The sequence below is a fragment of the Arthrobacter sp. KUASC02 genome, from assembly GCF_059739395.1.
Genome location: NZ_AP046053.1, coordinates 2,544,014 through 2,567,781, shown reverse-complemented (window position 1 = coordinate 2,567,781; position 23,768 = coordinate 2,544,014). Strand labels below are relative to the sequence as shown.

Annotated in this window: 18 protein-coding genes; 12 read left to right on the top strand and 6 right to left on the bottom strand. The window is 66.0% G+C overall.

What is annotated here, in order from left to right:
* Positions 1 to 76: 76 nt before the first annotated feature.
* The gene (rpsA, locus tag AC6JAC_RS11855) at positions 77 to 1,552 is read left to right on the top strand and encodes a 30S ribosomal protein S1 (protein ID WP_011691911.1); all 1,476 of its coding nucleotides are present in this window, start codon (positions 77 to 79) and stop codon (positions 1,550 to 1,552) included.
* Positions 1,553 to 1,663: 111 nt separating this feature from the next.
* Here the strand turns inward: rpsA and AC6JAC_RS11850 are convergent, their stop codons facing one another.
* The 3 genes from AC6JAC_RS11850 to AC6JAC_RS11840 all read right to left on the bottom strand — a co-directional run bounded on the left by AC6JAC_RS11850 (position 1,664) and on the right by AC6JAC_RS11840 (position 3,382).
* The gene (locus tag AC6JAC_RS11850; protein ID WP_497964804.1) at positions 1,664 to 2,092 is read right to left on the bottom strand and encodes a DUF1810 domain-containing protein; all 429 of its coding nucleotides are present in this window, start codon (positions 2,090 to 2,092) and stop codon (positions 1,664 to 1,666) included.
* Between the two features lie 80 nt (positions 2,093 to 2,172).
* Positions 2,173 to 2,709, bottom strand: a complete 537-nt coding sequence (locus AC6JAC_RS11845; protein ID WP_497964802.1) for a GNAT family N-acetyltransferase — start codon at positions 2,707 to 2,709, stop codon at positions 2,173 to 2,175.
* The gene (locus AC6JAC_RS11840; RefSeq protein WP_347898467.1) at positions 2,696 to 3,382 is read right to left on the bottom strand and encodes an IMPACT family protein; all 687 of its coding nucleotides are present in this window, start codon (positions 3,380 to 3,382) and stop codon (positions 2,696 to 2,698) included. Before AC6JAC_RS11840 ends, AC6JAC_RS11845 begins: the two co-directional genes overlap by 14 nt.
* A gap of 238 nt (positions 3,383 to 3,620) precedes the next feature.
* On the opposite strand from AC6JAC_RS11840, the gene coaE reads away from it, so the two are divergent.
* From coaE to AC6JAC_RS11820, 4 genes are all read left to right on the top strand, one after another.
* Positions 3,621 to 4,922 carry a dephospho-CoA kinase gene (coaE, locus tag AC6JAC_RS11835; RefSeq protein WP_497964800.1) on the top strand — a complete coding sequence of 434 codons (1,302 nt, stop codon included), beginning with the start codon at positions 3,621 to 3,623 and terminating at the stop codon, positions 4,920 to 4,922.
* A gap of 40 nt (positions 4,923 to 4,962) precedes the next feature.
* Complete coding sequence (gene uvrB, locus AC6JAC_RS11830) at positions 4,963 to 7,044, top strand: excinuclease ABC subunit UvrB (RefSeq protein ID WP_028269316.1); 2,082 nt, start codon at positions 4,963 to 4,965, stop codon at positions 7,042 to 7,044.
* 164 nt (positions 7,045 to 7,208) lie between these two features.
* Positions 7,209 to 8,237, top strand: a complete 1,029-nt coding sequence (locus AC6JAC_RS11825; protein ID WP_347898471.1) for a TerC family protein — start codon at positions 7,209 to 7,211, stop codon at positions 8,235 to 8,237.
* A gap of 111 nt (positions 8,238 to 8,348) precedes the next feature.
* Positions 8,349 to 9,803: an MFS transporter gene (locus AC6JAC_RS11820; RefSeq protein WP_497964797.1), complete on the top strand. Its 1,455-nt coding sequence runs from the start codon at positions 8,349 to 8,351 to the stop codon at positions 9,801 to 9,803.
* Here the strand turns inward: AC6JAC_RS11820 and AC6JAC_RS11815 are convergent.
* The 3 genes from AC6JAC_RS11815 to AC6JAC_RS11805 are packed head-to-tail and all read right to left on the bottom strand — an operon-like array spanning position 9,789 to position 14,230.
* Positions 9,789 to 11,132 (bottom strand): alpha/beta fold hydrolase, encoded by a 1,344-nt coding sequence (locus AC6JAC_RS11815; protein ID WP_028269314.1) that lies wholly within the window; start codon positions 11,130 to 11,132, stop codon positions 9,789 to 9,791. The genes AC6JAC_RS11820 and AC6JAC_RS11815 overlap by 15 nt on opposite strands.
* Before the next feature lie 31 nt (positions 11,133 to 11,163).
* Positions 11,164 to 11,664: a GNAT family N-acetyltransferase gene (locus AC6JAC_RS11810; protein WP_347898475.1), complete on the bottom strand. Its 501-nt coding sequence runs from the start codon at positions 11,662 to 11,664 to the stop codon at positions 11,164 to 11,166.
* A 19-nt stretch (positions 11,665 to 11,683) separates the two neighbouring features.
* Complete coding sequence (locus AC6JAC_RS11805) at positions 11,684 to 14,230, bottom strand: DEAD/DEAH box helicase (RefSeq protein WP_028269312.1); 2,547 nt, start codon at positions 14,228 to 14,230, stop codon at positions 11,684 to 11,686.
* Between the two features lie 110 nt (positions 14,231 to 14,340).
* Here AC6JAC_RS11805 and AC6JAC_RS11800 point away from each other — a divergent pair, with 110 nt between their 5' ends.
* The 7 genes from AC6JAC_RS11800 (at position 14,341) to AC6JAC_RS11770 (ending at position 23,678) form a co-directional block, all read left to right on the top strand.
* Positions 14,341 to 15,117 (top strand): trans-aconitate 2-methyltransferase, encoded by a 777-nt coding sequence (locus tag AC6JAC_RS11800; protein WP_497964794.1) that lies wholly within the window; start codon positions 14,341 to 14,343, stop codon positions 15,115 to 15,117.
* A gap of 39 nt (positions 15,118 to 15,156) precedes the next feature.
* Positions 15,157 to 16,893 (top strand): ABC transporter ATP-binding protein, encoded by a 1,737-nt coding sequence (locus AC6JAC_RS11795; protein WP_497966812.1) that lies wholly within the window; start codon positions 15,157 to 15,159, stop codon positions 16,891 to 16,893.
* Positions 16,894 to 17,006: 113 nt separating this feature from the next.
* Positions 17,007 to 18,842, top strand: a complete 1,836-nt coding sequence (locus AC6JAC_RS11790) for an ABC transporter ATP-binding protein (RefSeq protein WP_497966810.1) — start codon at positions 17,007 to 17,009, stop codon at positions 18,840 to 18,842.
* Complete coding sequence (locus AC6JAC_RS11785) at positions 18,839 to 19,219, top strand: GntR family transcriptional regulator (protein ID WP_028269309.1); 381 nt, start codon at positions 18,839 to 18,841, stop codon at positions 19,217 to 19,219. Before AC6JAC_RS11790 ends, AC6JAC_RS11785 begins: the two co-directional genes overlap by 4 nt.
* Positions 19,220 to 19,265: 46 nt before the next feature.
* Positions 19,266 to 22,193, top strand: a complete 2,928-nt coding sequence (gene uvrA, locus AC6JAC_RS11780; RefSeq protein WP_497964792.1) for an excinuclease ABC subunit UvrA — start codon at positions 19,266 to 19,268, stop codon at positions 22,191 to 22,193.
* Between the two features lie 113 nt (positions 22,194 to 22,306).
* On the top strand, positions 22,307 to 23,023 hold the full coding sequence (locus AC6JAC_RS11775; protein WP_028269307.1) for an HAD hydrolase-like protein: 717 nt from the start codon (positions 22,307 to 22,309) through the stop codon (positions 23,021 to 23,023).
* Positions 23,010 to 23,678 carry a lysophospholipid acyltransferase family protein gene (locus tag AC6JAC_RS11770; protein ID WP_347898483.1) on the top strand — a complete coding sequence of 223 codons (669 nt, stop codon included), beginning with the start codon at positions 23,010 to 23,012 and terminating at the stop codon, positions 23,676 to 23,678. The genes AC6JAC_RS11775 and AC6JAC_RS11770 overlap by 14 nt, the downstream gene beginning before the upstream one ends.
* The last annotated feature ends 90 nt before the right edge of the window (positions 23,679 to 23,768 follow it).

The following is a 23,768-nucleotide window of genomic DNA, read 5'->3' as shown; positions in this document are numbered from 1 at the left end:
CATCCGCGCACTCGTCAATACGGGTGGGCGGCGGTCCGCCTGACCGACTAACTATCCACAACGGAGCCCCTACTACATGACCATCACCTCCACCGAGAAGCCCGGTACCCCCGTAGTCGCGATTAACGACATCGGTACCGCTGAGGACTTCCTCGCAGCAGTCGACGCCACCATCAAGTACTTCAACGACGGAGATCTCGTCGAAGGTACCGTCGTCAAGGTCGACCGCGACGAAGTTCTGCTCGACATCGGTTACAAGACCGAAGGTGTCATCCCCTCCCGCGAGCTGTCCATCAAGCACGACGTTGATCCCGGAGACGTCGTCTCCGTTGGCGATCAGGTCGAAGCCCTGGTGCTCACCAAGGAAGACAAAGAAGGCCGCCTGATCCTCTCCAAGAAGCGTGCTCAGTACGAGCGCGCCTGGGGCGACATCGAGAAGGTCAAGGAAGAAGACGGTGTCGTCACCGGTACCGTCATCGAGGTTGTCAAGGGTGGTCTTATCCTCGACATCGGTCTGCGCGGCTTCCTGCCCGCATCCCTCGTCGAGATGCGCCGTGTGCGCGACCTTGCTCCGTACATCGGTCAGCAGATCGAAGCCAAGATCATCGAGCTGGACAAGAACCGCAACAACGTTGTGCTGTCCCGCCGTGCATGGCTCGAGCAGACCCAGTCCGAGGTCCGCTCCACGTTCCTCAACAAGCTGGAAAAGGGCCAGGTCCGTCCCGGCGTCGTTTCCTCCATCGTCAACTTCGGTGCCTTCGTGGACCTGGGCGGCGTAGACGGCCTGGTTCACGTTTCCGAGCTGTCCTGGAAGCACATCGACCACCCGTCCGAGGTTGTCGAAGTTGGCCAGGAAGTCACCGTCGAGGTTCTCGAAGTCGACCTGGACCGCGAGCGTGTTTCCCTGTCGCTCAAGGCTACGCAGGAAGATCCGTGGCAGACCTTCGCCCGCACCCACGCCCTCGGCCAGGTTGTTCCGGGTAAGGTCACCAAGCTGGTTCCGTTCGGTGCGTTCGTTCGCGTCGAAGACGGCATCGAAGGCCTCGTTCACATCTCCGAGCTGGCAGTCCGCCACGTGGAGCTGGCTGAGCAGGTTGTCTCCGTTGGCGACGAGCTGTTCGTCAAGGTCATCGACATCGACCTCGAGCGCCGCCGCATCTCCCTCTCCCTCAAGCAGGCTAACGAGGGCGTTGACGCCGACAGCACCGAATTCGATCCGGCTCTCTACGGCATGGCCGCTGAGTACGACGAAGAGGGCAACTACAAGTACCCGGAGGGCTTCGACCCGGAGTCCAACGAGTGGCTTGAAGGCTACGAGAACCAGCGCGCGGCCTGGGAGCAGCAGTACGCTGACGCCCAGACCCGCTGGGAAGCACACAAGAAGCAGGTTGCCCAGCACGCTGCCGACGACGCTGCAGCTGCAACGTCCGGTGACAGCGACTCCGGCACCACCAGCTACTCCTCCGAGCCGGCTGCAGCCGAGACCGGTGCAGGCACGCTTGCTTCGGACGAGGCTCTTGCTGCTCTGCGCGAGAAGCTGACCGGCAACTAATTTCCCGGTTCGCCCCGGAGGTAATTCCGGTGGCACCAGGCAGTTAGCACGCTGAAGGTGGCCGTCCCCGAAAGGGGGCGGCCACCTTTTCGTTTACGCCGGCAGCGTTGCCTAGCCCAACAGCCGGTCGGTCGCAGGGTCCGGGTTTCCATCAAAGTACCTGTCGAGGACCTCCTGGAACACGGGCTGGTCCGGAGCGGCGCGCAGGAAAAGCGTCATGGAGGACTGTAGCTTCCGAGCGTCAATCCCCCCGAAAATCCGGACGGCGCTGAGTCCTGTGTGGCCGGCAACGGCCCGGGTGCAGTCGAACAGCCGCGGACCAAGCACGGGGTGGACCACGTAGGCCTTGGCCTCGGCCAGCGACGAGATGGCGTACTTCCGGGAGGTGGGGCTCTGCCCGAGGCCGGCGATCTGCGGGAAGATGAACCACATCCAATGGCTCTCCTTGGATCCCCTGGAAAGTTCGTCCAGGGCCCGCTGATAGGTTCCGCCGGCGTTCTGGGCCTGCATGAAGCGTTCAAGGTCGAAGGGATCTTCCACGCTGCCTCCTCTGCTCAGCTGGACGCTGTCCATCCATCCAACCACCGCCCAGGTCCCGTGGCGAGGCCTGGGTTGCGGCGTCAGCGAAGGTGGATTCGCGCCGTCACCGCTGGACTGACACCGTCCCCGGCCAGTTCTGCCCCGGCGGAGCGGAGGAGTGCCTGTGCAGCCGTGTTCCCGGCGGTGGTTTCGGCCTGCAGCACGGTGGCGCCGGCGCCCACGGCCACAGCGCGGACGAGCCTCAACGCCTCGCGGCCGATGCCCCGCCCCCGGAAGCTGCGGCCCAGCCACAGCCCGGTTTCCAGCGACGCCACCCCCGACGGCGTGGTTCCGGTGCGCTTAAGCCGGATCGAGCCGGCCACCCGGCCGCCAACACTGACGGCCCAGGATTTCTGGCCTGCCCGGCTGTTGAGGCCGGCCGCCGCGGCACGGTGGTAGTCGCGGAACCAGCTGATCCGCTCATCGTTCCAGCCGGAGGTGGCACCCAACGGGGGAGTGACCTCGTCGGCAATGGCGTCCGTGAGGGCGAGGTTCAGCAGCGCAGCCAAAACTTCCTCGTTGACGTCGAGCAGCTCCACATTGCCCGTTCGGCTGGGCGATTGTTCAGAAGGGGACATCGATCCATTCCGTTTCTTCCGGGCGGAGGACGGCGCTGCCGGCTGTCAGGGACGCAAGCCGTGCGGCGGCCCGGTCGAGTTCGTCAGGCTGGTCGGCCAGGGCCACCCTGAGAACAGTCGTGCTCGCCCCGTAGCTGGTCTCCGCCATGACATAGCCGGCCGCACGGAGGTCGTTTTCCAGCCTTCCGGCGGCGGAATGCCGGACCTCGACGGAGCAGATCCGCAGCCGGCTGCGCCGGACCAGCGGTGCCAGGTCCAGCGCGGAGGAAACCGACTCGGAGTAGGCGCGCACCAGCCCGCCCGCACCGAGGAGGATCCCGCCAAAATAGCGGACGACGACGGCGGTGACGTCGCTCAGGTCAGTGACCCCGGGCGCTGTTTCCCGCCGGAGGAGGGCCTCGAGCATGGGGATGCCGGCGGTTCCGGACGGTTCGCCGTCGTCGCTGGAGCGCTGGACGTCGCGGTCCGGTCCCAGAACGAATGCTGAGCAGTGGTGCCGGGCGTCGTGGAACTCCTTGCGCAGCCCTGCCACCAGGTCCCTTGCGCCTTCTTCCTCCCCGCTGCGCCGCATCACGGTGATGAACCGGGACCGTTTGATCTCGAGTTCATGGCGGAAATCCGGCCCGGCCGCGAGGGTGGTGTAGGCGGTAGCCCTGCTTTCTTGCTCATGCACCGCCCAAGTCTAGTCCGGGCGTGGTGCCGCGAGGTGGGTGAGCGGTGGCTGGGCCCACACCGCCAGGGTTCCCTGGGCGAGCGTAGCGAGGTCAGGGGAGCGGTGGGTGGGCCCACGCCGCCAGGGTTCCCTGGGCGAGCGTAGCGAGGTCAGGGGAGCGGTGGGTGGGCCCACGCCGCCAGGGTTCCCTGGGCGAGCGTAGCGAGGTCAGGGGAGCGGTGGGGACTACTCTGGTGGGGTGCTGAAGATCGGGTTGACGGGCGGCATCGCCTCGGGAAAGTCAGTGGTAGCCTCGCGTTTGCGCGAACTGGGGGCCGTCCTGGTCGACGCCGATGCCCTCGCCCGTGAGGTCGTCGAGCCGGGCACCCCCGGACTGGCCCGCGTGGTGGAAGCCTTCGGGGCGGACATGCTGGCTGCGGACGGCGGGCTGGACCGGGCCCGGCTCGGCGCGCTGGTATTCGGCGATCCGGACAGGCTCGCGGTGCTCAACGGCATCGTCCATCCCCTGGTCCGGGAGCGGGCCGCCGCGATGATTGACGCCGCCCCCGGCGGCGCCGTCGTCGTACAGGACATTCCCTTGCTCGTGGAAACGGGCCAGGGCAGCAATTTCCATCTCGTGCTGGTGGTGGATGCACCCGATGAGGTTCGGGTCCGGCGCATGGTGGAACAACGGAACATGACCGACGAGCAGGCGAGGTCGCGGATGGCTGCGCAGGCCGCCAGGGACGACCGCCTGGCCGCCGCGGACGTGGTGCTGGACAACTCCGGGAGCATTGATGAACTAAAAGCTGCCGTTGACGGGCTGTGGACCCGGCGGCTGGCCCCTTTTGCGGACAACATCAGCAAGCAGCGTCCGGCGCCGCGGACGGGCGGGCCGGTGCTTGCCCCGGCGGATCCAACGTGGGAAGCGCAGGCCGTTCGCCTCGCTGCCCGGCTGGAGGTCGCGGCTCCTGCGGACATCGTGGCCGTGGACCACATCGGCTCCACCGCCGTACCCGGACTTGACGCCAAAGACATCATTGACCTCCAGTTGACCGTTGCGGACCTTGCGACGGCGGACCGGATCGCGCCGCTCCTGGCCGCGGCGGGCTTTCCGCTGTGGCCGGGAGTGTTTGCCGACAGCCCCAAACCGTCGCACCCTGATCCGGCTGTCTGGGCCAAGCGCCTTCACGGCAACGCCGACCCCGGCAGGCCGGTCAACCTGCACGTCCGGCCCGCTGGTTCGCCCGGCTGGCGGTTCGCTCTGTGTTTCCGGGACTGGCTCCGTGACGACGCTGCGGCCAGGAGCGACTACGTGGCGGAGAAGCGGAGGGTTGCCGCCCTCCATAGCGTGGACAAGTCGACGGCGGGCTACGCTGCAGACAAGGAAGCATGGTTCACGGAGCATGCCGCCGGCCGGATGGACGCGTGGGTGCAGCGCACCGGCTGGCAACCGCCGTCGTACATAACGGCGCCGGCAACGGGTACGGCTGCCGGTGCGGCGACCGCTGCCGCTGCCGCTGCCCCTGCCGACGCAGTCAGCGGTACTGCCCAAAGCTGAATCGGGGCACGTTGTCAGAGCCCGGCGGTAGATTATATTCATGAGTCTTGCCCAGCAAATCAACCGTGTCGTGGCTCCGTTCGAGGTCATCAGTGAATTCAAGCCGGCGGGCGACCAGCCGGCCGCCATCGCGGAGCTGACTGAACGCATCAAGAACGGCGAAAAGGACGTGGTGCTGCTTGGCGCCACCGGTACCGGCAAAAGCGCGACGACGGCCTGGCTCATTGAGCAGGTCCAGCGCCCCACGCTGGTGATGGTGCAGAACAAGACCCTCGCCGCTCAGTTGGCCAACGAATTCCGGGAACTGCTCCCGAACAACGCCGTCGAGTATTTCGTCTCCTACTACGACTACTACCAGCCGGAAGCCTACGTGGCGCAGACGGACACCTTCATCGAGAAGGACTCCTCCATCAACGAGGAAGTGGAACGGCTCCGCCACTCCGCCACCAATGCCTTGCTGACCCGCCGCGACGTGATCGTGGTGGCCACTGTGTCCTGCATCTACGGCCTGGGCACGCCGGAAGAGTACATCGCCGGAATGGTCACGCTCCGCAAGGGGGCGGAGATGAACCGTGACGACCTCCTCCGGAAATTCGTCTCCATGCAGTACGCCCGCAACGACATGGACTTCCACCGCGGCACGTTCCGGGTCCGCGGCGATACCGTGGAAATCATCCCGATGTACGAGGAACTGGCCATCCGGATCGAGTTCTTCGGCGACGAGATCGAAAACATCCACACCCTGCACCCCCTCACCGGCGAGGTGATCCGGGACGAAGAAGAAATGTACGTCTTCCCGGCCTCGCATTACGTTGCCGGACCGGAACGCATGGCCCGCGCCATTAAGCGGATCGAGGACGAACTCGCCGAACGGCTGCAGGTCCTGGAAAGCCAGAACAAGCTCGTGGAAGCCCAGCGGCTCCGCATGCGCACCACCTACGACCTCGAAATGATGCAGCAGATGGGTTTCTGCAACGGCATCGAGAACTACTCCTCACACATTGACGGCCGGGCCCGCGGAACAGCGCCGCACTGCCTCCTGGACTACTTCCCGGACGACTTCCTGCTGGTCATCGACGAGTCCCACGTGACGGTGCCTCAGATCGGCGCCATGTACGAGGGCGACATGTCCCGCAAGCGGAACCTGGTGGACTTCGGCTTCCGCCTGCCTTCCGCCATGGACAACCGGCCGCTCAAATGGGACGAGTTCCAGGAGCGCATAGGCCAGACTGTGTACCTGTCCGCCACCCCGGGCAAGTACGAACTGGGCAAGTCCGACGGCTTTGTCCAGCAGATCATCCGGCCCACCGGCCTGATCGACCCCGAGGTGGTGGTCAAGCCCACGAAGGGCCAGATCGACGACCTGCTGGGGGAGATCAAGACCCGCACGGCGAAGAACGAACGTGTCCTCGTCACCACCCTCACCAAGCGGATGGCGGAAGACCTCACCGACTATCTGCTGGGCCACGGCGTGAAGGTGGAGTACCTGCACTCCGATGTGGACACGCTCCGCCGGGTGGAGCTGCTGCGCGAACTGCGGATGGGTGTTTTCGACGTCCTCGTGGGCATCAACCTGCTCCGGGAAGGCCTTGACCTCCCCGAAGTTTCGCTGGTGAGCATCCTGGACGCGGACAAGGAAGGCTTCCTACGGTCCTCAACCTCCCTGATCCAGACCATCGGCCGCGCCGCCCGTAACGTGTCGGGACAGGTCCACATGTACGCCGACCGGATCACCGATTCCATGGCGCACGCGATCGACGAGACCAACCGGCGCCGCGCGATCCAGGTGGCCTACAACACCGAAAACGGCATCGACCCGCAGCCGCTGCGGAAAAAGATCGCGGACATCACGGACCAGCTGGCCAAGGAGGATGCGGACACCCGCGAACTGCTCGCCACGGCAGGGAAGACCCGGGGCAAGGGCAAGGGCGCGTCCACCGTGCGCCAGGACGGCCTGGCGGCTGCCCCGGCGGAAGACCTCGTGGGCCTGATCGAGCAGCTGACGGAACAGATGCACGCCGCAGCCGGCGAACTGCAGTTCGAACTGGCCGCCCGGCTGCGCGACGAAGTGGGCGAATTGAAGAAGGAACTGCGGCAGATGCAGGCCGCCGGCCATGCCTAGGGTAAAGTTGTTGTCACGTAGGGGAGTATCCCAAGCGCTACGATCGTCAACACGCACGGCATAGATGCCCTGCCGGGCGTAGCGGGCTGCCGTTTCAGCACCAAGTGCGCAGGCAAGCCGGAGAGACTTACACCGCATCTCTGTACCCTGCGAAAGGCATCCCTGTGCTCGAACTACCCGTCTGGTTCGAGGTCGGCTCACTCGTCGTCCTCGGCCTCATCCTCCTCATTGACCTGCTGCTGGTTGTCCGGCGACCGCACGAACCTTCCATGAAGGAAGCCGGCCTCTGGGTGGCGTTCTACGTCTCCCTGGCCCTGGTCTTTGCGGGCGCCATGTTCGCCTTCACTGGCCCGGAGTACGGCGGGCAATTCGTTGCCGGCTGGGTGACGGAATACAGCCTCAGCATCGACAACCTCTTTGTCTTCATCATCATCATGGCCCGCTTCTCCGTGCCCCGTAAGTACCAGCAGGAAGTGCTGATGGTGGGCATCATCATCGCGCTGATCCTGCGTGGCATCTTCATCCTGCTGGGCGCCATCGTGATTGAGCAGTTCAGCTGGGTGTTCTACATCTTCGGCGCCTTCCTCCTCTGGACCGCCTGGAAGCAGGCCCAGGACGAAGGCGAGGACGAAGAGGACAAGGAAAACCCGCTGATCGCGAGGCTCCGCAAGGTGATCCCGATGTCGGAGAAGTTCGACGGCGGCAAGCTGCGCACCACGGTTGACGGCAAGAAGGTCTTCACCCCGATGCTGATCGTTTTCGTCACGATCGGCCTGACCGACCTGCTGTTCGCTGTCGACTCCATTCCGGCGATCTTCGGCCTGACGCAGAGCCCGTTCATTGTCTTCACGGCAAACCTCTTCGCCCTCATGGGCCTGCGCCAGCTGTACTTCCTGCTGGGCGGCCTGATGAACCGACTGATCTACCTGAAGCACGCTCTCTCCTTCATCCTGGCGTTCATCGGCGTCAAGCTGGTCCTCCACGCCATGCACGTCAACGAACTTCCGTTCATCAACGGCGGCCACCACATCGAGTGGGCCCCCGAGATCCCCACGTTCGTGTCCCTGGCTGTCATTGTGGGCACCATCATCGTCGCCGTGATCGCCAGCCTGGTGAGCTCCAAGGCTGCACAGGCAAAGGTGGACGCCCGCCTCGAAGAGGACGCCCGCAAGAGCATGAGCGACGCCGAGTAGCCTCCGCACCGTTCCACGTTTCTGCTAGCAACCCCGGTCACATCGCTGACCGGGGTTGCCTGCGTCTGACGGCCCTGTTTGTCCCGGCACGGGCGGGGCTATGCTCTAGTGATGGCAAACACTTCCGGGGCAAAGCCCGGGGTGCGCCACGATCAGCGGCGGCCCCTGCAACGCCAAACCGTCCAGCGGCGCACCGTCATCCTGCTGGGGTCGGCGCAGCTGCTCAGCGGAATCGGCACCGGGGCCACCGTTTCCATCGGCTCACTGCTCGCGGTGGACCTCTCCGGATCCAGTGCCTGGGCAGGCTCCGTTTCCACCGTGATGACCCTCGCCGCCGCCTTGTCGGCGCTGCCGCTGGCTTCGCTGGCAGACCGCCGCGGCCGCCTGGCGGGGCTGGTGACAGGTCTTGCGGCGGCCCTCGCCGGTGTCGGATGCATCGTGGTTTCCATCGTCTCCGGCAGCTTCCTGTTGCTGCTCCTGGGCACCGCCGGAGTGGGACTCGGCACGGCATCAAACCTGCAGGCGCGCTTCGCGGCCGTGGACCTCGCCGATGACGAGCATCGCGGGCGGTCCCTGTCCGCCGTCGTCTGGGCCATCACCATCGGCGCCGTGGCAGGACCCAACCTCATCCAGCCCGGCGCCGTAGTCGGCCAGGCAGTCGGGCTCCCGCCCATCGCCGGGCCCTTCATCATTTCCGCGGCCGGGCTTGTGCTGGCCTGCGCCCTGCTGCTCGCCGGGCTCAGGCCCGACCCGCTGCTGTTCGCCCGGGAGCTCGCCGCCGCCGGCCGGCAACCGGCAGACAACCAGCCCGCCAGCCAGCATCACACCGGCCAACATCAACCCGGCCAACAGCCCGCCAGCCGGCAACCCGCCGTCGCACGCCGGCGCGGCGCCCTTGCCCGGGGATGGCGTGCTGCCCGCGGCTCACCGTCCGCCATCCTGGCGTTGGCCGCCGTCGTGGGCGCCCACGCCGTCATGGTCGGGGTGATGTCCGTGACGCCCCTCCACCTGCAGGAACTGGTGGCCGGCCCCGGCGCGGCCGCCCACGCCGGCCACACGGCCTCCGGCGACGTCCTGGTGATCATTGGCTTCACCATCTCGCTGCACATTGCCGGGATGTTTGCGTTGTCGCCCGTGATGGGGTGGCTGACGGACAAGGCGGGACGAAAACAGACCGTCGTCATCGGGTTCGCCCTGCTGGTCGCAGCTGCAGCCGTGGCCGGGGCCGGCCAGCGGTCAACCACCGCCGTGGCTGTGGGACTGGTCCTCCTGGGACTCGGTTGGTCCGCCGCCACCGTCGCCGGCTCCACCCTCCTGGCGGAAAGCGTCCGCCAGGAGGAAGGCGTTATGGTCCAGGGCGTTTCGGACATGCTCATGGGAGCAGCAGGCGCCGTAGGGGGCGCGTCCTCCGGCCTCATCCTCAGCTGGGCGGGTTACTCCGGACTCAACGTGGCCGGAGGCGTCGTTGCCGGCGTCGTGCTTGCCGCGGCCGTGATGGCCCTCCTGCCCGGACGGGCAGGAGACCGGGTGGCCCCGACGGCCGGCGGCCGCTCAGCTGCGGACTGAACGCACCATTCCCAGCAGGCGCCCGAAGATGCCTTCGCCGTCGTCCGCAATGCCGTCATGGTGGAATTCCGCAGTCTCCCAGACCTGGAGTCCGCGCACGGCAGACGCCGTTTCGAGGGATAGGTCCCGGTCGACGTAGATGTCCTCGCTGTACACCGCGGCGGCAACGGGGACGGTGTTGGCGGCAAGCCGTTCCGGGTCGTACAGCGGTTTCCAGTCGGCCTTCTCAGCCAGCAGCCGTGCAACATTCCGCAGCGGACGGAGCGCCGCGTCCTGCTCGAAATACCAGGGATAGACCATTTCTCCGGTCAGCAGCGGCTCGGCGGCGTCGGGGCGGAACTCGGGAAAGTCCTGGAGCACCCGCAGCGCGGCCCAGTCCGTGGCTTCGCCCTGGCCGTAGATGGACTCGTGCATGAGGGCGTACAGCGGGTTCCCGGCGCGGGTGACAATGCCGCGGACCTGCTCCAGGAAGGAGTCAGAGAGGCGGTCGCCGTCGGGCGTGGCCACGAAGGCGTCCTCCAGCAGGTGGTGCAGGGTGTCCACCCTGGTGTTCCCGCCCAGGAAGGACCCCACCATCTGGAAACGCTCTACGGTGAGCCGCTGGCCGTCGGGCAGGTGCTCCTCTGTGTCGCGGAGGTGCCGGGCAATCCGGCTGACCGCGGCACGGTCCTCCGGGTAGGACTTGAAGTATTCGGCGTTGCGGGCGGCCACGCGGCGGTAGGTGGCCTGGTACACCCTGTCGGCAGGGCCTGCCAGCGGCCCCAGCCCGCCGGTGATGAGCGCCTCGCGAAGTCCCTCCGGTGCAAAGGAGAGGTAGGTCAGGGCGCAGAAACCGCCGTAGCTTTGCCCGTAGATGGTCCACGGGCCGGACCCGAGGGCATGCCTGATCGCCTCGGCGTCTGCCACAATCGAGTCCGCCCGGAAGTGGGTCAGGTACTCCAGCTGGTCGGCGTCGTTTCCGCGGAGCGGGAGCGTGTTGCGGTCGATCGGGGCGGACAGCCCGGTGCCGCGCTGGTCCAGCATGAGGATGCGGAAGTCCCTGGCGGCGGCTTTGCTCCAGCCGCCAAGGGAGGGAAACCGGTTGCCCCTGCCGCCGGGGCCGCCCTGCAGGTAAAGGAGCCACGGGAGGTCGGCGGCGGCCTCCTCACTGTGGTCCGCGGAGACGTACTCCCGCGCAAACACCGTGACCGTCTCCCCGGTGCCGCCGTTGAAGTGGTCCAGCGGCACCTCAAAGAAGTGCTCCGCCGTACGCATTCCGCGGTACTCGTGCCGCGCCTTAACCGTGTGCGGAACAGCCGGCACGTCGGCGGCGGCGGCAGCCTCCAGCATTCCCACGGCGGCCAGGCCGGTCATCGGAAGATCAGCCAAGGACGTGCGCCTCACGGGCGGTCCCGAACGAGTCGAGGGCTTCCCCGGTCAGCCGGAATGTTGACCATTCCTCCATGGGGAATGCGCCGAGTTTCTTGTAGAAGTTAATGGACGGTTCGTTCCAGTCCAGAACGCTCCATTCAACGCGGGCATAGCCGCGTTCGACGGCGGTGGCCGCCAGGTGCTGCAGCAGCGCCTTGCCGTGGCCCTCGCCGCGCGCCTCCGGAGTCACGTACAGGTCCTCGAGGTAGATGCCGTGGACGCCTTCCCAGGTGGAATAGTTCAGGAACCACAGCGCGAAACCCCGGATCTCGCCGGATTCGTTTTCAGCCATGGCGGCAAAAACCCTCGGGTTCTCGCCGAACAGGACGCCGGCGAGCATTTCCGGTGTGTTCCGGACGGCGTCGGGTTCCTTCTCGTAGACAGCCAGTTCGTGGATCATCTGCAGGATGACGGGGACATCTTCAACGGTGGCGGGCCGGATTACACTCATCATTCGAGTTTACTAGCGACTACAGCCGGTTCACGTCGGTCACCCGGACCACTGCCGTTCCGGTTTCGTCAGACGCCGCCAGGTCCACCTCCGCCGAGATCCCCCAGTCGTGGTTGCCTGCAGGATCATCAAAGATCTGCCGGACCTTCCACATCCCCGGCTCTTCGGTGATGATCAGCAGGCCCGGACCGCGGGCGTCCGGTCCGGTGCCGATGTCGTTGTGTTCGTCAAAGTAGTCGTCCAGGACGTCCTCCCAGCGGTCGGCGTCCCAGCCGGCGGCGGCGTCGAGTTCGCCGAGTTCCGTGGCCGCCTCGTCGGCGAAAAGCTCCACGCGCCGGAACATCTCGTTGCGGACCATCACGCGGAACGCCCGGATGTTGGACGTCAGCGACGGCGGCGGGGGCGGGGGAGCGTCGTGCGGGGTCGGTGCGGCGCCGGAGGTCAGCTCCTCCCATTCGTCCAGGAGGCTCGAATCGACCTGCCGGACCAGCTCGCCCAGCCAGGCAATCAGGTCCTCGAGGTCCTCCCGCAGGGCGTCCTGCGGAACAGTCTGGCGCAGCGCCTTGAAACCGTCGGCGAGGTACCGCAGCACAATGCCCTCGGAACGCGCCAGCCCGTAGAACTGGACGAATTCGCCGAAGTTCATGGCCCGCTCGTACATGTCCCGGACCACGGATTTGGGGGCTAGCTCGAAATCGCCGATCCAGGGCGCGGCCTTCCGATAGACGTCGAAGGCCTCGCCCAGGATTTCCGCGAGCGGCTGGGGGTAGGTGACGTCTTCGAGCATGGCCATCCGCTGGTCATACTCAATGCCGTCGGCCTTCATGGCGGCGATGGCTTCGCCGCGGGCCTTCTTCTGCTGCGCAGACAGGATCTGCCGGGGCTTTTCCAGCGTGGATTCGATCACGGAGACGACGTCCAGGGCGTACGACGGCGACTCCGGGTCCAGGAGCTCCAGCGCCGCCAGCGCGAACGGGGAGAGCGGCTGGTTCAGCGCGAAGTTGGCCTGCAGGTGGACGGTGAGCCTGACGGTCCTGCCATCGGGGCCCTGTTCCCCGGGCGGAATCCGCTCCACCACGCCGGCGGCCAGCAGTTCCCGGTAGATGCCCAGGGCCTTCTTCATCAGCTGCAGCTGGGAGCTGCGGGGTTCGTGGTTTTCCGTGAGCAGCCGCCGTGCGGCCTTGAAGGGGTCGCCGGGCCGTTCCATCAGGTTCATCAGCATGGCGTGCGTGACGGTGAAGCTGGAGGTGAGCGGGTCCGGGACGGAGTCCACCAGACGGTTGTAGGTGGGTTCGCCCCAGGACACGAAGCCCTCCGGCGGCTTCCGCTTGACCACCTGGCGGAGCTTCTTCTGGTCATCCCCGAATTTGGCAGTGGCCTTGGCCATTGCCTTGACGTTTTCGATCACGTGTTCGGGAGCCTGCACCACCACCGTGCCGGCGGTGTCGTAGCCGGCACGGCCTGCGCGCCCCGCGATCTGGTGGAACTCGCGCGAATTCAGCAGCCGGGTGCGGACGCCGTCGTACTTGCTGAGGGCAGTGAGCAGGACGGTGCGGATGGGCACGTTGATGCCCACACCGAGGGTGTCCGTCCCGCAGATGACCTTGAGCAGGCCGGCCTGCGCCAACTGCTCCACCAGCCGGCGGTACTTGGGCAGCATGCCGGCGTGGTGCACGCCGATGCCGTGCCGCACCAGCCGGTTCAGGGTCTTGCCGAAGCCGGCCGCAAAACGGAACCCTGCAATGAGTTCCGCGATCTTGTCCTTTTCCTCGCGGGTGCAGACGTTGATGCTCATCAGGTTCTGCGCGCGGTCGATCGCCTCGAGCTGGCTGAAGTGGACCACATAAACCGGGACCTGTTTGGTGGAGAGCAGCTCCTCCAAGGTCTCGTGGACCGGCGTCTGCTCGTAGTAGTAGTGCAGCGGAATCGGGCGTTCAGCAGAACTGACGGTCGTCGTCCGGCGCCCGGTCAGCTCGGTAAGGCCGGTTTCAAAACGGCTGACATCACCCAGCGTGGCGGACATCAGCAGGAACTGCGCCTGCGGAAGCTCCAGCAGCGGTACCTGCCAGGCCCAGCCTCGCTGGGGGTCGGAGTAGAAATGGAACTCGTCCATGATCACTGCGCCCAGGTCCGCCCCGGAGCCCTCGCGCAGGGCGATGTTGGCGAGGATTTCAGCGGTGCAGCAGATAATGGGGGCGTCCTGGTTGACCCCGGAGTCACCCGTGATCATGCCGACGTTTTCGGCCCCGAAGATCTCGCACAGGGCGAAGAACTTCTCCGAGACCAGGGCCTTGATGGGAGCCGTGTAGTAGCTGCGGTCGCCCCTCGCCATGGCCTGGAAGTGAGCGGCGATCGCCACCAGGGACTTGCCCGAACCCGTCGGAGTAGCCAGAATGACGTTGTCCCCGGACGCCAGCTCCATGATGGCTTCATCCTGGGCGGCGTAGAGGGACAGTCCGCGGCTTTCCGTCCATTCGACGAAGCGGGTGTAGAGCTCGTCCGGATCATGGTCCGTCCCGCTGGAGGTGCGTTTGGCCGGGACAGGGAGCTGCTCAACGAGTTTCATTGCTTTCAAGCTTAGTGCCCGCCGCCAATGGGTGGTTCTTCCTTGGTCGCGGGGCCGGGCCGGGCTAGGCTCGGCCTGACGGCAACAGCACGAGTCATTGGAGGGCGTCTTTGAAGTGGGATCCTGCGAAGTACGTGGAGTTCGGGAACCATCGCGACAGGCCGTATTTTGACCTCACCGCGCGGGTCCTTGCCGAGAAGCCCCGCCACGTGGTGGACCTCGGCTGCGGACCCGGAAACCTGACGGCCACCCTCGCAGAGCGCTGGCCCCAGGCCGACGTGGTGGGAATAGACTCCTCCGCCGAGATGCTGCGTCAGGCAGCGGCCCAGGCACGGTCCGCCAACCTTTCCTTCGCGCTGCAGGACATCACCGAATGGATGCCTTCGGACCAAACCGACGTGGTGGTGTCCAACGCCGCCCTCCAATGGGTCCCCGGCCACCCCGCCTTGCTGGCCGTCTGGCTCGAGGCGCTCAAGCCCGGCGCCTGGTTCGCCCTGCAGGTTCCCGGAAATTTCAGGTCGCCCTCGCACGTGCTGATGAGGCAGCTCGCCGAGTCCGTCCGCTGGAAGGATAGGCTCGGCGGCATCCTGCGCCACGACGACGCCGTGGCCGAACCCGCCGGGTACCTGAACATCATGCTCGACGCCGGCTGTGAGGCTGACGCCTGGGAGACCACCTACCAGCAGGTGCTCCACGGACCGGACCCGGTGCTGGAATGGGTCAGGGGTGCAGGGCTGCGGCCCGTACTGTCGGCGCTCGCTCCGGCCGAGGCGGCGGAATTCGAGGCCGAATACTCGGAGCTGCTCAGGGACGCCTATCCTGCCACCGCCCATGGCACCGTTTTTCCGTTCCGGAGGATCTTCGCAGTCGCGCGGAAACGGGGCTGATATGCCGTCCCGGCGGGGGGAGGTGCGGTGCTCCGAGGCATGATGCTGCGGCTGCTCGCCGAGCATAAGCCGGTGGTCCTGGCCATCGTGCTGCTGCAGCTTGTCCAGACCACGGCCAACCTGTTGCTGCCCACGCTCAATGCCGCCGTCATTGACGACGGAATCGTCAAGGGGAACACGGACGTTATCCTTCGGCTGGGCGGCTGGATGGCGGGAATAGCCGCCGTCCAGGTGGCGGCTGCCCTTGTCGCAGGGTACTTCAGCGCCAATGTGGCGATGAAGCTCGGCCACCGGCTCCGCCAGGAACTCTTCGCCAAGGTCCAGTCGCTCTCCTCCCAGGAGGTTGGCGCGTTCGGCGTGCCCAGCCTGGTCACCCGTGGCACCAATGATGTCCAGCAGATCCAGGCACTGGCCGTGCTGGTCTTCACCATGCTCGTGGCAGCTCCCGCCATGGGAATCGGCGGAATCGTGCTGGCCCTCAACCAGGACGTGGTGCTGTCCGGCATTGTGGTGGCCATCATTCCGGTGCTGGTGCTCATCATGTTCGTCATCGTGCGCCGGCTCGTGCCCCTGTACCGGGAGGGCCAGGTCCTGATCGACCGCATCGGCAGGGTGTTGCGGGAGCAGATCATCGGAGCCAACGTCATCCGTGCCTTCGTCCGCCAAGCACATGAGGCGCACCGCTTCGCCGTCGTCAACCGTGAACTGACCCGGAACAACCTGCAGTCTGCTTTGCTGGTGGCAGCGATGCTGCCGCTGATCATGATCGTGGTGAACCTGTCGTCGGTGGGCGTGGTGTGGTTCGGCGGCCACCGGATCCAGGCCGGGGACATGCAGATCGGTTCGCTGACGGCCTTCATTGCCTACATCCTGCAGATCCTCATTGCCATCATGATGGCAATGTACGTGCTGATGACGGCACCCCGCGCCGCGGTGTGCGCCGAACGGATCCAGGCCGTGCTGGACACCCGCCCCGCCATCGCGGATGCACCGATTTCCCGGGCCGGGCTGCCCCACGCGCGGCGGACTCCCGGTGGCACGGTGGAATTCCGCAACGTCACTTTTGCCTACCCCGGAGCGGAAGCACCCGTGCTGGACCGCATCAGTTTCACGGCCTCGCCGGGCACAGTCACCGCCATCATCGGTTCCACCGGCAGCGGCAAGACAACGCTGCTCAACCTGCTGCCCCGGTTCCTGGAAACCACTTCCGGAGAGGTCCTGATCGGCGGCCACAACGTCAAGTCACTTCCCGTCCATTTCCTCCGGGACAGCCTGTCACTGGTGCCCCAGCGTGCCTACCTCTTTTCCGGGACCGTGGCCGAGAACCTGAGGATAGCGGCCCCGGAGGCCAGCGACGCGGACCTCCTTCGTGCGCTCCGCACCGCCCAGGCGGAGGACTTTGTGCGCGACCTCCCGGACGGGATCCATAGCCCCGTGAGTCAGGGCGGAACGAACTTCTCCGGCGGGCAGCGCCAACGGCTGTGCATCGCCCGCGCACTGCTCCGGGACGCTCCCGTATACGTTTTCGATGACAGCCTCTCGGCGCTGGACTACGCCACGGACGCCCGCCTCCGCCAGGCCCTCGTCCCGCTCACGCACCGGTCCACCGTCATCATCGTCGCGGAACGCATCGCCACCATCCTTGACGCCGGACTCATCCTGGTGCTGGACCAGGGGAGGCTCGTTGCCCAGGGGACGCATGCCGAACTCATGCGCACCTCGACGGTCTACCAGGAAATCGCCGCCTCTCAGCTCGCGTTGGGAGGCCGGCTGTGAGGACTGCCGCCACAAAAACCACACCGACGACGACGGCGGTGGCCGGAGCGGGTGCCGGAGCCTGGGCCACCGGGAGGCGGCTGCTTGGACTGCTGCGGCCGGTTAAGTGGCGCATGCTCGCCGCTGTGGTGGCCACCTGCGCGTTTGTGGCGCTCAACGTGTCGGCCCCCAAGCTGCTGGGTGACGCCACCGACGTCGTGGTTGAAGGTGTTTTTGGAGGGACCTTCAACGAAGAGCAGCTGGCCGCACTGCTGCTGGTGGTCGCGGTGATGTATATCGGTGCGTCGGTGTTCAGCTGGGTCCAGGGAGCGGTCACCGCCATGGCGGTGCAACGGGTGAGCTACGGGTTGCGGGCCGCGGTGGAGGACAAACTGGCGAGGCTGCCGTCCGCGCATTTCGACGAGCAGCGGCGCGGCGATGTCCTCAGCCGCGCAACGAACGACGTCGACAACATCTCGCAGGCCATGAACCAGTTGCTGAACCAGCTGATCCTGTCGGTGCTGATGCTCCTCGGCGCGTTGTCCATGATGTTGTGGCTTTCGCCACTGCTGGCGGTCATTGCCCTTGTGACCGTGCCGTTTTCCACGGTGGTGACGGTATTGATAGCCCGCAAGTCCCAGGTTCACTTTTCCGAGCAGTGGACCACCACGGGTGAGCTCAACGCGCACCTGGAGGAGTACATCACGGGGCACGAGGTGCTCAAGGCTTTCGGCCGGCAGGGCATGGCCACCGAGATCTTCACCAACAGCAATGACCGGCTCTTCCGGACCAGTGCACGTGCCCAGTACGTTTCCGGCGCCGTGCAGCCGCTCCTGGTGTTTGTTTCAAACCTCAATTACATTGCGGTGGCCGTGGTGGGCGCGCTGCAGGTCACGGCAGGTGCCATGACCATCGGCGGGGTCCAGGCCTTCATCCAGTTCAGCAGGCTTTTCAGCCAGCCCATCGGCCAGATCGGCGGCATGCTGACCCTGATCCAGTCCTGCATGGCGTCGGCTGAACGCGTGTTCGCCCTGCTGGACGCGCCGGAGATTCCACGCGACGGAGCCGGGCAGGACCCGGCAGGACGGGCCGGGCCCGGCCAGCACAGGGCCGACCCGCCCGAAGCCGACCCGCCCGAAGCCGACCCGCCCGGGGCCGGTCCGGCCGAAGGCGCGCCAACGGACGGCGTCACCGTTGGCGCCACCGGCGGCCGGGTAGTGTTCGACGCTGTCACCTTCGGCTACAGCCGTGACGTTCCGGTGGTCGAGGAATTGTCCTTCACCGCCGAGCCGGGGCAGACCGTCGCGATCGTGGGCCATACCGGGGCGGGCAAAACCACCATGGTGAACCTGCTCATGAGGTTCTATGAGCTCGATTCCGGCCGGATCACCATTGACGGCGAGGACATCACCGGGCGCTCCCGCGATGAACTGCGCTCCCTGATCGGGATGGTGCTGCAGGACGCCTGGGTGTTCAGCGGCTCCATCAGGGAGAACATTGAATACGGCCGTCCCGGCGCGAGCGAGGCAGACATCCTCGAAGCCGCCGAAGCCACCCTGGTGGACCACTTCGTGCGGGCCCTTCCGGACGGCTACGCGACCGTGCTCGGCAACGACGGAGACACCCTGAGCCAAGGCCAGCGGCAGCTCATCACCATAGCCCGCGCCCACCTCGCCGGACGGAGCATCCTGATCCTGGACGAGGCGACGAGCTCCGTTGACACGCGCACGGAAGTGCAGATCCGGCAGGCCATGCAGCGGCTGCGGCGGGGACGGACCAGCTTCGTCATCGCCCACCGTTTGTCCACTGTGCGGGACGCTGATCTAATTCTGGTCATGGACCACGGACGAATCGTAGAGCAAGGGAACCACCAACAGCTGCTGGCAGCCAACGGCCATTACGGCAGGCTGTACGCCGCACAGTTTGCCGGCGGGGAAGAGACCCCGAGCGCACCGGAGTCCGGCCGGTGAGCGGCGCGCAGGAATTTCCGGGGACCTGGAAACCCAACCAGGGCAGTACAGTGCCCCTGTTCGAACAGCTGCGGCTGAACATCATCGAGCGGGCGGACAGCGGCACCCTGGCACCCGGGACGAGGCTGCCCGCCGTCCGCAACCTTGCCGCGGCACTGGGCGTCGCGCCGCACACAGTGGCCCGCGCCTATAAGGAGCTGGAGGCGGCAGGAGTTGTCGCCACCCGCGGCAGGCACGGAACCATCGTCTGCGCCAGGGACGAGGCCTGGACCTCCCTGACCGCGGCGGCGGCCGAATTCGCCACGGCGGCAAAGGCGCAGGGCGCCAGCTTCGCGGAGGCAGTGCAGCTGCTGGCGGCCGCGTACGACGCCGAATAGGCGCCCTCAATAGAAATTCGAAGAAGTTTTCGATTAGCATTAGTGGGTGCCTAAAGCCGTAGCTGAAGAACCAGCCGTTGATGCCCGCCCCGCCGTCGTCCCCCTGAACCAGGGAAAACCGGCGCGCCCTGACCTTTCCCGGCTCGTGGTTAAGGGGGCCCGGGAGCACAATCTGCGGAACGTGGACCTGGACCTTCCACGGGACTCAATGATCGTTTTCACCGGCCTGTCCGGCTCCGGAAAATCGTCCCTGGCGTTCGACACGATCTTCGCCGAGGGCCAGCGCCGCTACGTCGAATCCCTCTCCGCGTACGCCCGGCAGTTCCTGGGGCAGGTGGACAAACCGGACGTGGACTTCATCGAAGGGTTGTCCCCGGCGGTTTCCATCGACCAGAAATCGACCAGCAAGAACCCGCGGTCCACGGTGGGCACCATCACCGAGATCTACGACTACATGCGCCTGCTCTGGGCCCGCGTGGGCCGTCCGCACTGCCCCATCTGCGGGGAGCAGGTGGCCAAGCAGACGCCGCAGCAGATCGTGGACCAGCTGCTGGAACTGCCGGAAGGCACGCGCTTCCAGGTCCTTGCTCCCGTCGTCCGCGGGCGCAAGGGCGAATTCGTGGAGCTCTTCAAGGAACTCACGGCCAAGGGCTATTCACGGGCCAGGGTGGATGACAAGCTGATCCAGCTCAGCGACCCGCCCAAGCTCGGCAAGCAGTTCAAGCACACCATCGAAGTGGTGGTGGACCGTCTCGTGGTCAAGGCGGGCATCAGCCAGCGCCTGACCGACTCCGTCGAAACCGCACTCGGCTTGGCCGAGGGCCGCGTCCTTGCAGAGTTCGTGGACCTCGAAGCGGACGATCCGGAACGGGTCCGGGCATTCTCCGAGCACCTCGCGTGCCCCAACGAGCACCCCCTTGCCATCGACGAAATCGAACCCCGCTCGTTCTCCTTCAACAACCCCTTCGGCGCGTGCTCCGCCTGCAGCGGCATCGGCACCAAGCTGGAAGTTGACGAGGAACTCATCATTCCCAACGGCGAGCTCTCCCTGGGTGAGGGTGCCATCGCACCCTGGTCGCTGGGCACGGCCACCAGCGAGTACTGGAACAGGCTGCTGTCAGGGCTTGCCAAGGAGCTCGGCTTCTCGATGACCACGCCGTGGCAGAAGCTGCCCAAGGACATCCGGCAGACCGTCCTGCACGGCAAGGACCACAAGGTGGTGGTGCAGTACCGCAACCGCTTCGGCCGTGAGCGCAAGTACAGCACCGGCTTCGAAGGCGTCATCCAGTACGTGCACCGCAAGCACGTGGAAACCGACTCGGACTCGGCCCGGGACCGGTACGAAGAGTACATGCGGCAGATTCCGTGCCCGGCCTGCAACGGCGCCCGCCTCAACCCGGCGTCGCTCTCCGTGCTGATCAACGGCAAGTCCATTGCCGAGGTCGCCGCCATGCCCATGCGTGAATGCGCGCACTTCCTGGACACCCTGGTGCTGACCGGCCGTGAAGCCCAGATCGCCCACCAGGTCCTGAAGGAAATCCAGGCGCGCCTGACCTTCCTCCTCGACGTGGGGCTGGAGTACCTGAACCTGGAGCGTCCCTCCGGCACCCTGTCCGGCGGCGAAGCGCAGCGCATCCGGCTGGCCACCCAGATCGGTTCCGGCCTGGTGGGTGTCCTCTACGTCCTGGACGAACCGTCCATCGGCCTGCACCAGCGGGACAACCGGCGGCTGATTGAAACGCTTACCCGCCTGCGCGACCTCGGCAACACCCTCATCGTGGTGGAGCATGACGAAGACACCATCCAGGAAGCTGACTGGGTGGTCGACATCGGACCCGGTGCCGGCGAACACGGCGGCCAGGTGGTGCATTCCGGTTCGTACAAGGAACTCCTGGAAAACACGGAGTCCCTCACCGGCGACTACCTTTCCGGCCGGAAGAAGATCGAAATCCCCACGAAGCGGCGCAAGTACGACAAGAAGCGTGAGCTGAAGGTCATCGGGGCCAGGGAAAACAACCTGGTCAACGTGGATGCCGCCTTCCCGCTGGGCCTGCTGACGGCGGTGACCGGCGTCAGCGGTTCCGGCAAGTCCACGCTGGTCAACGAAATCCTTTACAAGGTGCTGGCCAACAAGCTCAACGGCGCCAAGCAGGTGGCCGGCCGGCACAAGGCCGTGCAGGGCCTGGAGCACCTGGACAAGGTGGTGCACGTCGATCAGAGCCCCATCGGCCGGACCCCGCGTTCCAACCCCGCCACGTACACCGGTGTGTTCGACAACATCCGGAAGCTCTTCGCGGAGACCACCGAAGCCAAGGTCCGCGGCTACCAGCCCGGGCGGTTCTCGTTCAACGTGAAGGGCGGCCGCTGCGAGGCCTGCTCCGGCGACGGCACGCTGAAAATCGAAATGAACTTCCTGCCGGACGTCTATGTGCCCTGCGAGGTCTGCCACGGCGCACGGTACAACCGGGAAACCCTGGAAGTCCACTACAAGGGCAAGACCATCGCAGATGTCCTGGACATGCCCATCGAGGAAGGTGCCGAGTTCTTCGCCGCATTCACCCCGATCGCCCGCCACCTCCGCACGCTGGTGGATGTCGGCCTGGGCTATGTGCGGCTGGGGCAGCCCGCCACCACGCTGTCCGGCGGTGAAGCCCAGCGCGTCAAGCTGGCCGCGGAACTCCAGAAGCGGTCCAACGGCCGCAGCATCTACGTCCTGGACGAGCCCACCACGGGCCTGCACTTCGAGGACATCCGCAAACTCCTCATGGTCCTCCAGGGCCTGGTGGACAAGGGCAACACCGTGATCACCATTGAGCACAACCTCGACGTCATCAAGAGCGCGGACTGGATCGTGGACCTTGGGCCCGACGGCGGTTCCGGCGGCGGACAGATCATCGCCACCGGCACCCCTGAACAGGTCGCGAAATCGACAAAGAGCTACACGGCCTCGTTCCTGGCGGAGATCCTCAGCTAGCAGGAGACCCTAAGTGCGCTGAATGGCTGGAGCTTGCTGATCCGGCGGGAAGAAGTATTCCCGCCGGGGCATGCGAGTTTCAGCCATTCGCGCACTTGTGGGAAACTAAGCCGGTGACCCTTTCAACAGTGCCCGTGATCTTCGACCTGGACGGCACTCTTGTCGATCCGGCGGGGGGAATAACGGGCGGAATCTCCGCGGCCCTTACCCAACTCGGCATCAGGGTCCCGGCCCAGGCCCAACTGGACGCGATGATCGGTCCGAAGCTCAGCGACTCCCTCCTTCATATCGCGGGAGTTCCGCAGGAGCAGCTGGCGGAGGTCATCCGCCTGTACCGGGCGCACTACCTCGAGACCGGCATCGCCCAGAGTCGCTTGTACCCCGGGATCCAGGAAGTCGTCGAAGGCTACGCCGCCGCGGGCCGTCCGATTGCCGTCGCCACGCAGAAGCCGGAAGGGCTGGCACGGATCGTGCTGGAACACCACGGCATCGCCGCTTCCTTCCGCTTCATCCGCGGTTCGGCGGCCGATGAGGCCGCCCACACCAACGCCCCGCGCGGAAAGACCGAAATTATCGCCGCCGCCATGTCGGATCTCCGCACGCAACACGCCGTCATGGTGGGGGACCGCGCCCAGGACGTAGCCGGCGCCATGGCGAACGGCCTGGACTGCATCGGCGTCAGCTGGGGATTCGCTCCCGACGGCGAGCTTCATGAGGCGGGCGCCGTGACTATCGTGCACTCCACAACAGACCTCGTCGCGGCGGTTGAAAGCATGGACGCCGTACGCGCCGCAGCCCTAAGCGAGGTGCGCAACGATGGCACTGTTTGATGCAATCCGCTGGACCACCCGCACCTTGATCTCCGGAACCTGCCGTCCCACTGTCATCGGGCTGGAGAACGTTCCCAAAGAGGGCCCGTTCATCGTGGCGCCAAACCACCTCTCCTTCCTGGACAGCGTGATCGTGCAGGCGCTCATGCCACGTCCGGTGGCCTTCTTCGCCAAGGCCGAATACTTCACCACGGGAGGCGTGAAGGGGAAGGTCATGAAGTCCTTCTTCGAATCCGTAGGCTCCATCCCGGTGGAGCGCGGGGAGCAGGCTGCGAGCGTGGCTGCGCTCAAGACGCTGCTGGACATCCTCGAGGCCGGGAAAGGCATCGGCATCTACCCGGAAGGCACGCGGTCCAGGGACGGCATCCTCTACCGCGGCCGCACGGGAGTCGGCTGGCTGGCCCTGACCACCGGGGCCCCCGTCATTCCGGTCGGCCTCATCGGTACCGAGAACCTCCAGCCCGCCGGGCAGAACGGCGTGAAGCCGCAGCACTTCACCATGAAAGTGGGCGAGCCGCTGTACTTCGAAAAGACCGGACCGGACCACTCACTGCCGGCCCGGCGCCAGGTCACGGACCGCATCATGGACGCCATTGCAGAGCTCAGCGGCCAGGAGCGTTCCACCAGCTACAACCAGAGCAAGGTCGCGGAGTAGCCCCTCGGACCGCGGGCCCTGGCCCGGCCTCCGGGCGTAAGCCTGACGGAGTAAGCCTGACGGCGGAAAGATCACTGCAGGGGAGTTCTC

What these genes read in the sequence shown, in the direction of transcription:
- rpsA (WP_011691911.1), top strand. Translation starts at nt 77, where the DNA reads ATGACCATCACCTCCACCGAGAAGCCCGGTACCCCCGTAGTCGCGATT.
- AC6JAC_RS11845 (WP_497964802.1), bottom strand. Translation starts at nt 2,709, where the DNA reads ATGTCCCCTTCTGAACAATCGCCCAGCCGAACGGGCAATGTGGAGCTG.
- uvrB (WP_028269316.1), top strand. Translation starts at nt 4,963, where the DNA reads ATGAGTCTTGCCCAGCAAATCAACCGTGTCGTGGCTCCGTTCGAGGTC.
- AC6JAC_RS11820 (WP_497964797.1), top strand. Translation starts at nt 8,349, where the DNA reads ATGGCAAACACTTCCGGGGCAAAGCCCGGGGTGCGCCACGATCAGCGG.
- AC6JAC_RS11815 (WP_028269314.1), bottom strand. Translation starts at nt 11,132, where the DNA reads ATGCTGGAGGCTGCCGCCGCCGCCGACGTGCCGGCTGTTCCGCACACG.
- AC6JAC_RS11810 (WP_347898475.1), bottom strand. Translation starts at nt 11,664, where the DNA reads ATGAGTGTAATCCGGCCCGCCACCGTTGAAGATGTCCCCGTCATCCTG.
- AC6JAC_RS11805 (WP_028269312.1), bottom strand. Translation starts at nt 14,230, where the DNA reads ATGAAACTCGTTGAGCAGCTCCCTGTCCCGGCCAAACGCACCTCCAGC.
- AC6JAC_RS11795 (WP_497966812.1), top strand. Translation starts at nt 15,157, where the DNA reads ATGATGCTGCGGCTGCTCGCCGAGCATAAGCCGGTGGTCCTGGCCATC.
- AC6JAC_RS11790 (WP_497966810.1), top strand. Translation starts at nt 17,007, where the DNA reads ATGCTCGCCGCTGTGGTGGCCACCTGCGCGTTTGTGGCGCTCAACGTG.
- AC6JAC_RS11770 (WP_347898483.1), top strand. Translation starts at nt 23,010, where the DNA reads ATGGCACTGTTTGATGCAATCCGCTGGACCACCCGCACCTTGATCTCC.